This window comes from Methyloversatilis sp. S146-33 (assembly GCF_059552495.1).
In genome coordinates this window covers 109,266-124,697 of record NZ_JCANOT010000036.1, presented here as the reverse complement: position 1 = coordinate 124,697, position 15,432 = coordinate 109,266, and the positions used below count along the sequence as shown (strand labels likewise).

Annotated in this window: 8 protein-coding genes; 3 read left to right on the top strand and 5 right to left on the bottom strand. The window is 63.8% G+C overall.

Going from position 1 to position 15,432, the window contains the following annotated elements; all coding sequences use genetic code 11:
* Nucleotides 1–54: 54 nt before the first annotated feature.
* Complete coding sequence (locus tag AC51BJ_RS15045) at nt 55–1,986, bottom strand: sensor domain-containing diguanylate cyclase (protein ID WP_496280762.1); 1,932 nt, start codon at nt 1,984–1,986, stop codon at nt 55–57.
* A gap of 329 nt (nt 1,987–2,315) precedes the next feature.
* On the opposite strand from AC51BJ_RS15045, the gene AC51BJ_RS15040 reads away from it, so the two are divergent.
* From AC51BJ_RS15040 to AC51BJ_RS15030, 3 genes are read left to right on the top strand one after another with little or no spacing between them, the layout of a single operon-like run.
* The gene (locus AC51BJ_RS15040) at nt 2,316–7,952 is read left to right on the top strand and encodes a PAS domain-containing protein (protein WP_496280761.1); all 5,637 of its coding nucleotides are present in this window, start codon (nt 2,316–2,318) and stop codon (nt 7,950–7,952) included.
* Complete coding sequence (locus tag AC51BJ_RS15035) at nt 7,949–9,148, top strand: EAL domain-containing response regulator (protein ID WP_019915830.1); 1,200 nt, start codon at nt 7,949–7,951, stop codon at nt 9,146–9,148. The genes AC51BJ_RS15040 and AC51BJ_RS15035 overlap by 4 nt, the downstream gene beginning before the upstream one ends.
* On the top strand, nt 9,145–10,314 hold the full coding sequence (locus AC51BJ_RS15030; RefSeq protein WP_019915828.1) for a response regulator: 1,170 nt from the start codon (nt 9,145–9,147) through the stop codon (nt 10,312–10,314). The genes AC51BJ_RS15035 and AC51BJ_RS15030 overlap by 4 nt, the downstream gene beginning before the upstream one ends.
* A gap of 383 nt (nt 10,315–10,697) precedes the next feature.
* Here AC51BJ_RS15030 and AC51BJ_RS15025 read toward each other — a convergent pair whose 3' ends face one another.
* The 4 genes from AC51BJ_RS15025 to AC51BJ_RS15010 all read right to left on the bottom strand — a co-directional run bounded on the left by AC51BJ_RS15025 (nt 10,698) and on the right by AC51BJ_RS15010 (nt 14,775).
* On the bottom strand, nt 10,698–11,915 hold the full coding sequence (locus AC51BJ_RS15025; RefSeq protein ID WP_496280760.1) for a type II restriction endonuclease: 1,218 nt from the start codon (nt 11,913–11,915) through the stop codon (nt 10,698–10,700).
* A 29-nt stretch (nt 11,916–11,944) separates the two neighbouring features.
* On the bottom strand, nt 11,945–12,418 hold the full coding sequence (locus AC51BJ_RS15020) for a very short patch repair endonuclease (RefSeq protein ID WP_496280759.1): 474 nt from the start codon (nt 12,416–12,418) through the stop codon (nt 11,945–11,947).
* The gene (gene dcm / locus AC51BJ_RS15015; protein WP_496280758.1) at nt 12,418–13,686 is read right to left on the bottom strand and encodes a DNA (cytosine-5-)-methyltransferase; all 1,269 of its coding nucleotides are present in this window, start codon (nt 13,684–13,686) and stop codon (nt 12,418–12,420) included. Before dcm ends, AC51BJ_RS15020 begins: the two co-directional genes overlap by 1 nt.
* Nucleotides 13,687–13,875: 189 nt before the next feature.
* Entirely contained in the window at nt 13,876–14,775 is a 900-nt protein-coding gene (locus AC51BJ_RS15010; RefSeq protein ID WP_496280757.1) for a tyrosine-type recombinase/integrase, read from the bottom strand.
* Nucleotides 14,776–15,432 lie beyond the last annotated feature (657 nt).

Sequence of the window (15,432 nt, the reverse complement as noted above, 5' to 3'; positions counted from 1 at the left end):
TGCTTCGTCCTGCCACTGCGGCGCGCTTCGCCCGCTAACAGCGGCCGGCGCACATCAGCCGGTCGGCTGGCCGCCAAGCTTCAGCACGGCGCGATCCCGTCCTCCGTGCTTCGCCTCGTAAAGTGCCCGGTCGGCACGCAGGAAGGCCGATTCGAAGCTGTCGTCGCCGGCACCGAGCACGGTCGCACCGATGCTCACGGTGATGTTCAGCGTGTGGCCGTCGTGTTCGATCCGGCGCTCGCGTACCGCCTGCAGCAGTCGCTCGCCGACCTCGTGCGCGCCGGTGGCATCGGTTTCCGGCAGCACGATGCCGAACTCCTCGCCGCCGAGACGGCCGAGCACGTCGCTGGTGCGCAGCGCCTGTGCGAGCGTGAGCGCGAGCGCCTTCAGCACGGCGTCGCCGGTCGGGTGGCCGAACACGTCGTTCACCTTCTTGAAGTGGTCGGCGTCGATCACCATCAGGCTCAGCGGCCGCCCGTGGCGCAACGCGACCGATATCAGCCGCTCGCTTTCTGCGGTGAAGGCGCGGCGATTGAGCACGCCGGTCAGACCGTCGGTCGACGCCTGTCGCTGCAGTTCGCGCTCCATGACCTTGCGCTCGCTGATATCGCGAATGATGCCGACGTGGACGCTCTGCGGACCTTCGCCTGCGCTGCCGACGGTAACGTCGATCGGGAATTCGTGGCCGTCCTTGTGCCGGCCCGTCACCTCGCGCCCCCGGTTCATCGCGCGCGCGTCGACCGATGCATTCGCCGCCTGCACATGCTGGCGGTGCGCCGGCGCCTGGGCGGGCGGCATCAGCATGTCGAGACGACGCCCCGCGACCTCCTCTGCGCGATAGCCGAACAGGGCTTCGGCCGCGCGATTGAACTCGACGATGCAGCTGTTGCTGTCGATCACGACGACGGCATCACGTGCCGTGTTCATGAAGGTCCGAGCGCGATCTTCGCTGCGTCGCAGCTGATCCGTGCGGCGGGCGACGCGGTTCTCCAGTTCCTGGTTTGCATCGGCCAGCTGCTGCAGCGCCAGTCGGCGGCGCCGGAACTGACGGAAGGCGAACCAGGCCAGCCCCGCGAACGCGAGGTTGCTCGCTGCCGCCAGCGTGACGTAACTGCCCAGATTGCGCCGCCACGACTGCAGCAGCACGCGCTCATCCGCGGTCGCGGCGACGATGATTCCATAGGCATTGGAGGTGGCGTAGGCAGCCGGACCGGCGGGCTCGTCGAGCAGGCGCTGGCGCGCGAACAGACCGTCGGCGGCTGCGGGCAGAAGCGTGCGGAACAAGGGCGTGTCGGCGGCTGTGCTCTCGACGCAGTCGGCGCGGCGAGGCAGGCAGGCAAGTCGATGCCCATCGCGCAGGAAGACCGACAGCGTGTAGCCGGCCGGCAGTCCCTGCTCGATCAACAAGGTCGTCAGCAGTTCCGGATCGACGGCAGCGGCCGCTACGCCGAGAAAGCGGTTGCCATCGTTCTCGACCCGCCGGCTGAGCGGAAAGATGTGCTTGCCGGTCAGCTTGCTGATGATGGCCGGCCCAACGAAAAGGCGGTGCTCGTCGGCGCCCGATCCCGATTGCGCCTGAAAGTAGTCCCGCGCCGATACATCGAGTTGCGGTGCCGGAAAGCTGAGCGACATTGCTGCCACGGTGCCGTCGTGCCGCACCAGGAAAAGCGACCGCAACTCCGGATTGAGGGCGTGTCGCCTGACCAGAAGCCGGTGCAGGGCAAGATCGGGTGCGGTCGACATGCCGCCGTGAAGCCGGACACCCTCGGCAATGCCGGACAGAAGCCGGTCGTAGGTGGCCAGGTGCTGATCCATGCGCCGCGCGACCACTTCGGCGCTCACGTGCAGCGTATCGAGCGCGCGCTCCAGCGTTTCCGTGCGTGCCGCATCGACGAACATGAAAAGCCGGATGTCGAGCACGCAGACAGCGAGCAGCGCGAGCAGGATCCACCGCCCTCCCGAGAGGCCCTCTTGGCTGCCACTCATTCGTATCCAGACTCCGTTCTGAAGACCCGTCGCCCGGATGGTAGCGCACGCGTGTGGCGCGCCATCGGCGACGCCGTGCGCCGACTGTGTCCGCCAGACCGACTTGCCCTCGCCTTGGCGAGGGGCGGTGGACACAGTCGCTGACAAAGTTCCGACCGTGACGGCCGTAAATCGCGTCAGGCCGGTGAGCGCCTCCACCCTCGATGAATCGCAAATGCGTTCGGTTCGCCCTGTTCATGATGGCCCGGCCGTCTTAGCGTAGTGTCCGTATTCAGCAGGGCCCCCTCCGCCCACTTCGTGGCCGTAGCACGCATTCGCCTTACTGACCGATGAAAGCAGCCCCTCCCGCCAACGAGTCGGCGCGTATCCGTGCTCTGTGCGAACTCGATATCCTCGACTCGCCGCCGGAGGCGGCGTTCGACAACATCACACGCCTGGCCGCCGAGCTGTGCGGGACGCCGGTCGCCCTCGTGTCGCTGGTTGACGGCACGCGCCAGTGGTTCAAGTCGCGCGTCGGCATCGAGGTTACGCATACGTCGCGCGACATCGCGTTCTGCGCCCATGCCCTGCACGCCCCCGATCTGCTGGAGGTCACTGACGCGACGCTCGATCCGCGCTTCGCCGACAATCCGCTGGTCACCGGCGAGCCGGGCATCCGTTTCTACGCAGGTGCTCCGCTGCTCACGCCCGATGGTGAGGTGCTGGGTACGCTGTGCGTGATCGACTGGATGCCTCGCCGCCTCGATGACCGTCAGCGGCGTGCGCTGCGCACGCTGGCTGACCAAGTGATGACGCAGATGCGGCTGCGCCGCCAGCTGGACGTGCAGGCCCGGACCGAAGCCGCACTGAAGGCGCTGGAGGAGCGCTGGCAGTTCGCCCTCGAAGCCAGCGACGAGGGTGTGTGGGACTGGAATCTGCTGACCGACGAGGTGTACTTCTCCGACCGCTGGTGCACCATGCTCGGCCACGCGCCGGAGGACATTCCACACACGCTGCAGGCCTGGTCGTCGCGCGTGCACCCGGATGATCTCGAACCGACGCTGCACTGCGTAGGCGAGCACCTGGCGGACCGCACTCCTTTCTACGAAGCCGTGTTCCGGATGCGGGCAAGCGACGGCAGCGATCGCTGGATACTCGATCGCGGCAAGGTAATGGTGCGCGATGCCGAGGGCAAGCCGCTGCGCATGGTCGGCACACACACCGACATCACCGTCCAGAAGTGTGCGCAGCGTCAGGCGGAGCGCATGCGCGTTCAGCTCGATGAGGCGCAGGCGATCGCCTCCATGGGCAGCTGGGATTTCGACTTGGCGAGTGGCCGCCTGACCTGGACGCAACAGACCTGCCGGCTGTTTGGCATCGCACCCGAGGCGTTTGCCGGGACAATGGATGCCTTCCTCGACATGGTGTTGCCCGAAGACCGTGCACGCGTGGCCGGCGCGAACACGGATGCGACGCCCGAAGCGCCGGTGATCGAGAACACCTATCGCATCCGCCGCCCCGATGGCGAAATCCGCTGGATGTACGAGCGCGGCAAGGTGCTCTTCGACGTCGAAGGTCGCCCCGAGCGCCGGCTTGGCATGGTGATGGACATCACCGAGCGGGAGCGTGCGCGCGAGGCGATCGCGGCGACCGAAGCACGCTTTCGCAAGGTGTTCGAGGACGCCGCGACCGGCATCGCGATCACTACACTGGAGGGCCGCTTCATCGCCACCAACGCGGCGTACCGGCGCATGCTTGGGTACAGCGAGGAGGAACTGCAGGCGCGCACCTTGTTGTCGATCACGCACGCCGACGACCTGGCACGCAATCGTGCGCTGATGGACGAGGTTCATGGCGGCGTGCGTGACAGCTTCGTCATCGAGAAGCGCTGCATCGCCGCCGATGGCCGTATCGTCTGGGTGCGCATGAGCGTGTCCATGCAGCGCGACGCGGACGGTACCGCGCACAGCATCATTGGTGTCGCAGAGGACATCACACAGCAGCGCGAAGCCGAGGCGCGGCTGCGGCAGAGCCAGGCCCTGCTGGCGATGGCCTCGCGCGTCAGCCGGATGGGTGCGTGGACGATAGACGTACCGGGCCTTGCGATGATCTGGTCGGACGAGGCGCGCGACCTGTTCGGGCTGCAGTCGTCGCAGATGCCGGTGGCGGCCGAGGGGCTGAAGCTCTACGTCCCCGAGCACCAGCCGCGGATCCGCGAGGTGTTCGAGCGCTGCATGCAGACCGGCGTGCCGTTCGACGTCGAGCTGCAGGCGGCCGGCCGCGACGGGCAGGTGCTCTGGGTGCGCACGATAGGTGAGGCAGTGCGCAACGAGCGCGGCGAGATCGTGCGTGTGCAGGGCGCCTTCCAGGACATTTCGGAACGCAAGCGGGCGGACGAAGCGCTGCAGGAAAGTCGGCGCGAAATGCTGACTCTGATGAGCAACCTGACCGGCATGGTCTATCGCTGCCGACCCGATGCCGGCTGGACAATGGAATTCGTCAGCGATGGTGCCCATGCGCTGACCGGTTATGCGCCGGCCGAACTGGTCGGCATCGAGCACAGGCGTTACGTTGAACTGATACACCCGGCCGACCGCCTGCGGGTCCAACAGGACGTGTCGCGCGCGCTGGACGAGCGCCGGGCGTTCGAACTGACCTACCGCATCTTTGCCGCCGATGGCGGCGAACGCTGGGTGTGGGAACGCGGGCAGGGGATACGCGATACCGACGGCCAGGTGCGGAGCATCGAGGGCGTCATTTTCGACGTGTCGCAGCGGCACAAGGACGAGGAGCAGTTGCGCCTGCTCGAAATGTGCATCGCGCGCATGGGTGACATTGTCATGATCACCGGCACCGATGGGATAGGCACGCCGGACGGGCCGCGCATCCACTTCGTGAACGAGGCCTTCGAACGCATCACCGGTTTCACGCGCGAAGAGGCACTCGGCATGACGCCGCGCATGCTGCAGGGGCCGGCCACCCAGCCCGAGGTGCGCAGCCGTCTGCGCGATGCGTTGGCGCAATGGCAGCCGGCACGCGAGCAGGTGATCAACTACCGCAAGAACGGCGAGATGATCTGGCTCGAGCTGGACATTGTGCCGATCACCGACGAACACGGCTTCTATACGCACTGGCTGGCGATCGAGCGCGACATCACCGAGCGCAAGATGACCGAACAGGCGGTGCGCGACAGCGAGGAGCGCTTCCGTCGGCTGTCGCGCGCGACCAACGATGCCATCTGGGACTGGGATCTCCGCTACGACACGCTGTGGTGGAACGACGGTTTCGAGAAGCTGTTCGGCTACGACCTTCTGACGATCGAGAAGGCCATCTCGTCGTGGACTTCGCGCATTCACCCGGACGACCTCGATCGGGTAACCGAGGGTATTCATCGTGTGATCGACGACGGCGGTGAGCAGTGGTCGGACAGCTACCGTTTCCGCCGCCTCGACGGCAGCTACGCCTACGTCGTCGACCGCGGTTACGTCATCCGCGACCCGGACGGTCATCCGACGCGCATGCTGGGCGGCATGACGGACATCAGCGAACGCAAGCGCGTCGAGGACGAGCTTCGCACCGTCGCCACGCGCCTGAGCCATTACCTGAGCGTGAGCCCGGGCGTTACCTATGCGCTGGCGGTCGAAGGCGAACGGGTAGAGCCGGAGTGGGTGAGCGACAACATCGAGTGGCTGTTCGGCTACTCGGTCGAACAGACACGCACGCCGGACTGGTGGCGCGGGAATGTGCACCCGGACGATCGCGAAGGAGCGATTGCCCACACGCGAGAGGTGTTGCGCACCGGGCACGTCGTGCACGAGTACCGCTTCCGCGGCGCTGACGGGCGCTGGATCTGGATTAACGATCACATGAGGGTGGAGCGCGACGCCGACGGCGAACCGATGCGCATCGTCGGTGCGTGGACGGACGTGACGAGCCGGCATGAGGCGGAGAACGAGGTGCTCCGCTACAAGGATCACCTGGAGGAGCTGGTGGTCGCTCGGACCGCCGAACTGCGCGTCGCCCAGCAGCAGGCGGAGGAGGCAAGCAGGGCAAAGAGCGCCTTCCTCGCCAACATGAGCCACGAGATCCGCACACCGATGAATGGTGTGCTGGGCATGCTGGAGGTGATGGCGCATAGCCCGCTCACGGCACAGCAGGCCGACATGATCCGCACCGCACGCGAGTCCGGCCAGACCTTGCTGGGGCTGATCGACGACATCCTCGATTTCTCGAAAATCGAGGCTGGGCGGCTGGAGATTTTGTCCGAGCCGCTGTCGGTGGTCGATCTCGCCGAGGGGGTGTGCGATGCCTTGCTACCGCTGGCCGAACGCTCCGGAGTCGAGCTCCGCGTGATCGTCTCGCCCGAGGTGCCTGAGTGTGTGCTCGGTGATGCGGTGCGCCTGCGCCAGGTGCTGTACAACCTGGTCGGCAATGCGATCAAGTTCTCGGCGGGCCGAAGTGCGCCGCAGGGGCAGGTCGCATTGCGGGTGACGCGGGCCGAGGCGTCGCCGCTTCGGCTGGCGTTCACCGTGGTCGACAACGGCATCGGTATGACGCCGGAAACGTTGCAGCAGCTGTTTCGTCCGTTCAACCAGGGCGAGAATTCGGCCTCGCGCCGCTACGGCGGGACCGGTTTGGGACTGACCATCTGTCGGCGACTGATCGAGCTGATGGGCGGCGACATCCAGGTGGTCAGCGCACCCGGTCGGGGCTCGACCTTCGTTGCCTGTCTTCCTTTCCTGCTGCCGCCGGAGATGCCGGCGCCGAACTATCCAGACCTGCGCGGCACGCACTGCATCGTTGTCGACCGGGTGCTGAACGACCCCGGCTTCGCCGACTACCTGCTGCATGCAGGAGCCCGGGTGGACGATGTGGCCGACGAATCCGAAGCCGTGCTCCGGGCACGCGACGGCGGCCTGGACGTAGTGGTCGTCCGGGCGGTCGAGCGAGCGACCCTTCCGCTGGACGTCGGCGATGGTACGAAGACGAAGGTGCGTCAGCTCCTGATCACCCGCGGTCGTCGCCGTCGTGCGCGCATTGCGGACGCCGACAAGGTGAGTCTCGACTACTCGGCGCTGCGCAGGCGCTCGCTGCTGCAGGCGGTGGCGATAGCCACCGGCCGGGAGTCGCCCGAGGTGCTGCACGAGCAGCAGGCCAGCGGCGTGCCCGACGCACCTGCGGCGCCGACGGTCGAGCAGGCGCGTGCCAGTGGCGAGCTCATCCTGGTGGCCGAGGACGATGCGACCAGCCGCAAGGTCATCTTGCAGCAGCTGGCATTGCTCGGGCGAACGGCCGAAATCGCGCAGAACGGCGCCGAGGCGCTGGCGATGTGGCGGCGTTCGCGCTACGCGATGCTGTTGACCGATCTGCACATGCCCGAGATGGATGGTTATGCCCTCGTGCGTGCGATCCGTGCCGAAGAGGCGGCGGCCGGGCGAGATGCGCAAGGAGGGCGCATACCCATCATTGCGCTGACCGCGAACGCATTGCGTGGAGAACACGAGCGTGCACGGGCGGTGGGCTTTGACAACTATCTGACCAAACCGCTCAAGCTCGAACAGTTGCGTGTGGCGATCGAACAGGTCATTGTGGGCACCGAGCCGGAATCGGATCAACCGGTCGACTTGCCGGTGTTCGACGTGGATGCGATGCGCGCCATCATCGGCGACGACGACGAGTCGATCCGCGACCTGCTCGCCTTCTATCTCGATACGACCTTGCCGCAGTGGGGCGAGCTTCGTCAGGCCTGCGAAGTGGGAGATTGCGCGCGGGCTGCACATGTTGCGCACAAGCTGAAATCGTCCGCCCGCTCGGTCGGTGCGCTTGAGCTGGCCGAGTGCTGCGGTACGTTTGAGCGGGCAGCGAGGAGCGGGCGCATCGCTTACCTCAAGCAGGGCGTGAAGCGACTGGATTCGATCCAGGCTCGCGCCGAAGAGGCAATACGCAATCACCTCGACGACACACTTTCGGGGAGGCCGCAGGCATGAGGGTGCTGATCGTCGACGATGACCGCTTCACGCTGCGATTGCTGACGCGCCAGCTGACCCAGCTGGGGGTTGATGGGGTGCTTGCCTGTGAGAGCGCGAGCGCCGCGCTGACGCTGATAGACGGGCAGATCGACAGTGTGGATGTGCTGTTCTGCGACCTCAACATGCCGGGCATGGATGGCGTCGAGTTCCTGCGCCACCTCTCCCGGCACGGCTATCGCGGTGGTCTGGTCCTGATCAGCGGCGAGGACGTGCGTGTGCTCGATTCGGTCCGTCGCCTGGCGAGCGCACGTCAGCTACAGGTCTTGGGCACGCTGCGCAAGCCGGTGGCGCTGGAATCGATCCGCGCGCTGCTGCAGCCGGCGGCGGCCGGTGCCGCTCGGGCCGAGCCCGAGTTTCGCAAGCGCTATGAGGCGGCCGAACTGCGTCAGGGCGTGCGGCAGGGACAGCTCGTCAATCACTACCAGCCGAAGGTCGCCTTTTCCGATGCACGGGTGGTGGGCGTGGAGACGCTGGTGCGGTGGGCGCATGCGCAGGATGGGCTGGTGTTTCCTGACCAGTTCATCGCGGCGGCCGAGAGCGGCGGCGTTATCGAGGAGCTGACCGATGCCGTGCTGCACGTTGCGCTGCGCGACACGCGCTCGTGGAATGAGAGCGGGCTCGATCTGCGCTGCGCGATCAATGTGTCGATGGACAATCTGGTCGCGTTGGACTTCCCCGACCGGGTGGCCGGTGCCGCCGCGCGCGCCGGCGTGCCGATCGCGCAACTGGTGCTGGAAGTGACCGAGAGCCAGTTGATGCACGACACGCTGTCCTTGCTCGACATCGTGTCGCGGCTGCGCCTGAAGCGCATCGGGCTGTCGATCGACGATTTCGGCACCGGCTTTTCGTCGCTGGCGCAACTGCGGGACATTCCGTTCGACGAACTCAAGCTCGACCGTAGCTTCGTGCGTGGCGCCGGCGAGAACGCGGAACTGCTCGCCATTCTGCGCGCGAATCTGGGCATGGCCCGCCAGCTCGGCCTGCGCAGTGTGGCGGAAGGCGTCGAGACGGCGGGCGACTGGGCGTGTCTGCGCGATCTTGGCTGCGACGTCGCGCAGGGCTATTTCATCGCACGACCGATGCCCGCCGATCGCCTGCCGGAATGGATGGCCGAATGGGAGGCTCGACGAACGCACCTGGTGAACAGATCTTGAACAAGGAAGACGTCCGCATTCTGGTGGCGAGCGATATCGTCAGCGACGCCGAACTGGTGCGCAGGCTGCTGCGCGACGAGTTCGAGAAGATATTCCTGTCGACCGATCCGGACCGCAGCATCGAGGACTTTGAGCGGATCAAGCCCGACGTGCTGCTGCTCGCGTTCAACTCGTTGGAGAAAGCCGAGCGCTATTACCTCGGCCTCTATCGCCTGAGCACGGTGGTGCAGGCGATTCCTCACCGCACTGTCATCCTCTGTGACAAGGACGACCTGAAGCGGGTCTACGAACTGTGCAAGCGCGAGTACTTCGACGACTACATCCTGTTCTGGCCGCTGACCCACGACACGCCGCGGCTGCCGATGTCGGTCTTCCACGCGCTGCGCCAGATCGAGTTCGAGCGTTCGCTGCCGATCAGCCAGAGCGAGCTTGCCGAGCACATGCGGCGCATCGCGGAACTGGAAACGACGCTCGAACGTTACATGTCGCGCGGACAGGACCAGATGAGTCAGGTCAGGCGCTCGCTCGACGAGGCGGGCGACCGCATCGGCGCCGCGCTGGCGCGATTCCCGAAAACGCTGGCCGACAGATCGGTCATCCAGGCGGGCGACATCCCGAAGGTCGCGCACGAGGTCGATCAACTGCGCAGCGAAGGCATCGACCCGCAGTTGCGCAGCGCTACCGAAACGATGGGGCAGGCGGTGGATTGGGTGACCGAGTACAGGCAGGCGCTGTCGCCGCAACTGGAGTCGGCGCAGGTCCTGTCCGAAGTCATCGGTCAGCTTCGCCCGGTCGTCCTGATCGTCGATGACGACGAGTTCCAGCGCAAGCTGATCGGCGACTGGCTGGTCAGGAACGACATGCAGGCGCTATTCGCCGCTTCCGGACCGGAGGCGCTGGGCATGGTGCACAGACATCATCCGGATCTCATCCTGATGGATATCGAACTGCCCGGTCTGAGCGGCATAGAGGCCATGCGCCACCTCAAGTCCGTCGAGCAACTCGCGGGCATTCCGATTCTCGTCATGACCGGGCACAGCGAGCGCGGCATTGTGATCCAGTCGAAAGAGGCCGGTGCGCTTGACTTCATCGTCAAACCGGTCGATCAGGCACGCCTGCTGGCCAAGGTGCGTCGCTGCCTCGATCCTGCCGCCGAAGCGTCGTAGCGCAGGTGTGAAGAAGGGTGATGGTCTCCGCTGGCAGCGTATCGCGGCGGTTCTCGGTAGGTGACCTGTGCGTTTCGGGCGGCCGCGGCGCGACGGGCGAGAGGGCGGTATCCGTCGGTCCGGCGCAAACGGCGCCCGGGCAGCCGGCCGGCCCAAAACAAAAGGGCCGGATCGAGGTGATCCGGCCCTTTCGGAGAATTGGCGCGCCCGGCGCGATTCGAACGCACGACCCCTGCCTTCGGAGAAAGAAAGCGAGGACTTCTCGATGAAGGCCGTTATCACCGCAGGCGTTGCGAGAGCCCTGCGGAAAATCCTGCTTCTGCCGTCATCCATCCTCGGCTATCCAACAGAAGCAGCACCTGCCTAGGAAGTCACCCGGAGATCTAGAGCTGCTGCCGATCGAGTACAAGACCTACAAACGAGGAGACGTCCATCAGCCAGCTCCTCTGCACGGGCTTGTAAGAAACCTGAACCCCGGCTGGAACAACCAAGGAGAGACGTTTGGAGCGCATTTCGTCGGTCTGGCTCTCCGAAATACCCGGCTCAAGGGTCAGCAGATGCTTCTCATCGATCCTGTCTGCTTCCGCAAGCACTTGGCGCCACCGATCCTTGCAGGTGGTCTTAACGCCAAGTACGGTGAGATGATTAGGCGGGAAAGCAGGGTCACGATACGCGTCCACTCCGGGAAAGAGAAAATCAGGTTTGCTCTTGTTTTCAGTGACTTTTGTTCTGTCATAGCGCACACCGCACCGCAGGAATACTTCCTCCAGATGGTTCTCAAGAGCCGCCCCTACACGGCTCTTTCGGCGGTTCTGCACTGATAGAGAGAAGGACATGAAGTGATCAACGTCATCGTCGAACCCTCGACGAAGACGTTGACCTATCAGATAACGTTCGAGAGCCCTGAATAACACCTCCTCGCGGTCCATCCATGACACAAGGACTACGTCTGGATCATCCCTCGGGTCAAGATCTACGGTGCTCCGAGCGAACTCGGAGAATTCCCGAGTAGGCGGAAAGTTCTCGCCGAAAGTCCGCAAAATAAGGTCAAGGAACGTCTCCGCCTCGGCAGGCATCTCTCGTTCAACGCCAATCTCGTCGAGAACCAGATTGGCAGCAAACTCGAGCTTTACCTGGTCGCTTTCGACCTCGGCCTTGACCGAGAAACCTGGATGAGCCAGGTCGGAAAAACCAAAGAGCCACCGGATCTGATTGGCGACTGTGGAGCCACCCTCCGCAATAACGACGAGAGCGGACCCATCAGTACGCAGCCCGATAACGAGGAGATCACCCGCTGCCGCACACAGTGATACGGCGGTCGTCGGAAAATAGAGACGATGCTCACTCCGCGTTGGGTGTGCCTCACGAGCGTCGTACCAAGTGAGGAATCCGTCTGCGGTCACGGCTTCCTCATCGTGATCGCATAAGTACACAAAGCGTGCGGGAAAAGTTTTCCTTCCTGTCGCTTGGCCCAAAACCTTCTTCAGCCCCTCGACGCCGTTAAATTCGTGCTGATGGCTACGCACGAGATCAGCCTCAACCGCGGAGAGCGTTTTTACCGCAACGCCGGAGAAGTACTGGGAGAGATAACCCTTCTTCATGCCCTTCCTCCTATGAAGGAGGAATCATCTTATGCGACAGTCGAAGGCTGGTCCATTCCTCGGATCTCGAGGAACGGGCTGTCACAAGGAAGCCACGCAGCGATCTGCTGGCAAATGGCATCCAAGGGCACCCTGCCTTTCCCGCGGATCGAACACTCCCAGACGACTGCTGTGCGCCAACTTAGGTTCGCAAGATCAGCTATGACTTGGGCGTCGCGGTCTCGGTTGGCCTGAATCTTCGCGGCCCAGAAGTCCGTCCGTGTTGCCGGGAGGCGGAACAGACTGCATCCGTGTCCATGCCAGAAGCACCCATTCACAAAAACAACAGCGCGGTACTTCGGAAAAACCAGATCGGGGCTCCCCGGCAGCTCCCGCCGGTGAAGGCGGAAGCGCAGGCCAAGGGAATGGAGTCCTCGCCGGAGAGAGATCTCCGGCTTAGTATCTCGGCCCCGAATTCCCGCCATCATCTTCGAACGGACGTCGGGCGAGACTATGTCGGTCATCAGGCGGCAAACAGCCGGGGAATGCCGGCTTCGTTCTCGATGAGAGAAAGGACATGCGGTTTCATCAACGCAGCGACGGCCTCAAAAACCGGTACCGCTACGGCATTGCCGAATTGCCGGTAAGCCTGCGTGTCCGATACCGGGATCTTCCAGTCATCTGGGAAACCCATCAGTCTGGCGCACTCGCGGGGTGTAAGACGCCGCGGATTCTTTCCCTTTCCGCGAGAGACCAAAATCTCTGACCCATCTTTGTAGTAACGCGCAGAGAGTGTTCGAGAAACGTCACCCGGGCCAACCAATCCGAAGCCGAAACCGTTACCCGCAGCGCGATGCTTCTCCGCGTACGCCTGAAGATATGCCCATAGCTTATCCGTTAAGACGTATTTCGGTGAAACCTGTCCTTTAGGTCCAGTGGTGTAAACGCCGTCAGGCGCTTCGGTTCCATCCTCCGGATGGAGAATCGATGACAGCCTCGGACCTGTCGCAGGAATCTTCAGGTCATCAAAAGAAAAGCCCGTGTCTTCACGAAAACCCACGATGACGATGCGCTCGCGGTGCTGCGGGACAAAGAACCGGGCGTCAATAACCCTAGCCTCGACGGTGTAGTTCAACTCGTCGCGCAGTGTCTCGACGATTACCTTGAACGTATTACCTCCGTCGTGAGAGACCAAGTTCTTAACGTTCTCGAGAAGAAAGGCTTTGGGACGCTTTTCAGCAAGGATGCGAGCGACGTCGAAAAAGAGCGTGCCTTGAGTCGTGCATTCGAAGCCATGCGGACGCCCTAAGGCGTTCTTCTTGGAAACACCTGCAATGCTGAAAGGCTGGCAGGGGAAACCTGCCAGAAGAACGTCATGGTCTGGAATATCAGCGGCCTCGATCTTCGTGATGTCGCCACTGATCGCATGCTCATCTCCGAAATTTGCCAAGTACGTCTTCTGCGACCACGTATTCCATTCACTGGTGAACACGCAGCGTCCCCCCGCGCGTTCAAAGCCCAATCGGATTCCACCGATACCAGCGAAAAGGTCGATGAACGTGAACTCGCCGGAATTACCCCCGTCCGCCCGACCCGAAACAGCGCTCTCGTCATGACGCTGTCGAAGGAGCTCCCGAAGAGCAAGACCCACCATCGCAGGGGGCGTGATCTTTCCATTTTCCCACCGCGAGACCGTCTTGGCATCCACGCCCAACTGCTCGGCCAAATCCTTCTGAGTCCACCTCCTGCGCGCCTCTGCGAGGACTACCCCAATTTCCGCTGGATCACCCATATATCCCCCGTCTTTTTTCGGCGGGAATTTTAGCAGACATTTTGCCCCCAGCTATTCCCAATTTAAGGTAAGCGCACGCGTTCAACAACCTGTTCGCGAAAGCTTCGGTTCTTCCTCGACCGTTGCTCCCGCCTATGACGACCAATACTGTATATTTATACAGCACTGGTCGCAAAGGAAATCCGTCCGTCAAAATGGAAGCAGCCGCTGCACCGCAGCAACAGCTTGACTAGGGGCGAGGTGTGCATAGATTTCCGTCTGAGTGACACTCGAGTGTCCTAACAGATCCTTCACCACATAGATCGACTCCCCCTGCATCACGAGCCAGCTTGCGAAGGTGTGGCGCAAGTCGTGAATCCTGAAGTTCTCAATACCGGCGCGCTTCAGCGCCGATGTCCAGCTGGTCTTAAAGGTCGTGATCCTGCTGCCGTGCTTCCAGCCGAAGACCCACGGCGAGCCGGGGACGTGCTCGTCCTGCCATGCCTTCAAGCGAAGCAGCGTTCTAAGTGCGTCGTCGTTGAGTGCGATCGAGCGGCGGCGGCGCGTCTTGGTGTGCCTGCCTTCGAGCAGGAATCGACGTTGCGGGAAGTCGACGCGTGACCATTCGAGGTTCAGCAGCTCGCCGCGCCTGCACCCGGTGTTGAGTGCCAGCCGGATGAACGCGGCGAGGTGAGGCCGAGGTGATGACTGCTCCGCTTCGGCGACCAGGCGCGCAGCTTCTGTGCGGGAGATCCACCGGACGCGCGGTTCTTCCGTGGCGAGGCCCAGCCTCTCGACAGGGTTCGGGAGGTCCTGCAGGTCGAACTCCAGCCGCACGAAGTTGATGGCGGCGCAGACCAGGCGCAGTTCTCGGCGGACGGTGGCGATCTTCACGCCTCCGTCGAGGCGCTGCGAGATGTAGGCGCGGACGTGTGCGCGCTTGATGTCGCGCAACGGTTTTCCACCGAAGTAGGGCCGCAGGTGCTTGAGGCTGTAGTGGTCGCGCTGGGCGCTCTTGTTAAGGTGCGGCTTAACGGACAGATAGGCGCCGATGGCGTCGTCAAACGTCATGGAGGCCGGCGGCGCGACCTCTTCATAGGTGTGTTTCATGGCCCGGTCTTTCGGCCCGACCAACTCATTCTGCATAGTCCGAAACTCCGAGTTGTGATCAAGGGCACAGGCTCGGGCAATCACGGAGAAGGGCCAGGACGTCGAAGCCGTTAGGGCTTTGATGACAATGGCAAACCGCGCGCGCGTGGGAATTCGCGAGGGGACCCGAGAAAGTAGCTGCACGGGCTGGAGAAGTAAATGGCACGGTGCGAGCCCTTCGGGCCGGGCTGCTGCAGCTTCGCCTTCGGCTCATCCCTTCGGGACCGCTCCGCGGGCTTCCGTATCCCTCTCGCCTTCGGCCTCCGGCCTGCGCGCTCCGCTTGCAAACGGCGGTTTGCGGGCTTCGCCCGGAGCGGCGCGCGCAGCGCGCCGTGTCTCGCCGTCCCGCGCACCAGCAGCCGACATCGCCTTCCCGTTCGCTGAGTTCCTCGCCACTGCCCTACCGAAATCGGTGTGGGGACAAAAGACCGCGCTCACGCGCTACGCGCCAGCCGCTGCGCGTCTGTCACGTTCTTTTGCAACCACAAGGAACGATGCGCGCTTCGCGCGGCTGTCCGGGCGAACCGTGGGCGAGGAACTCAGCGAACGGGAAGGCGAAACGAGCCCCTTTGACATCTGTTGCAACGGCGAGCCAGACGACGAACCGGGCTCGGAATC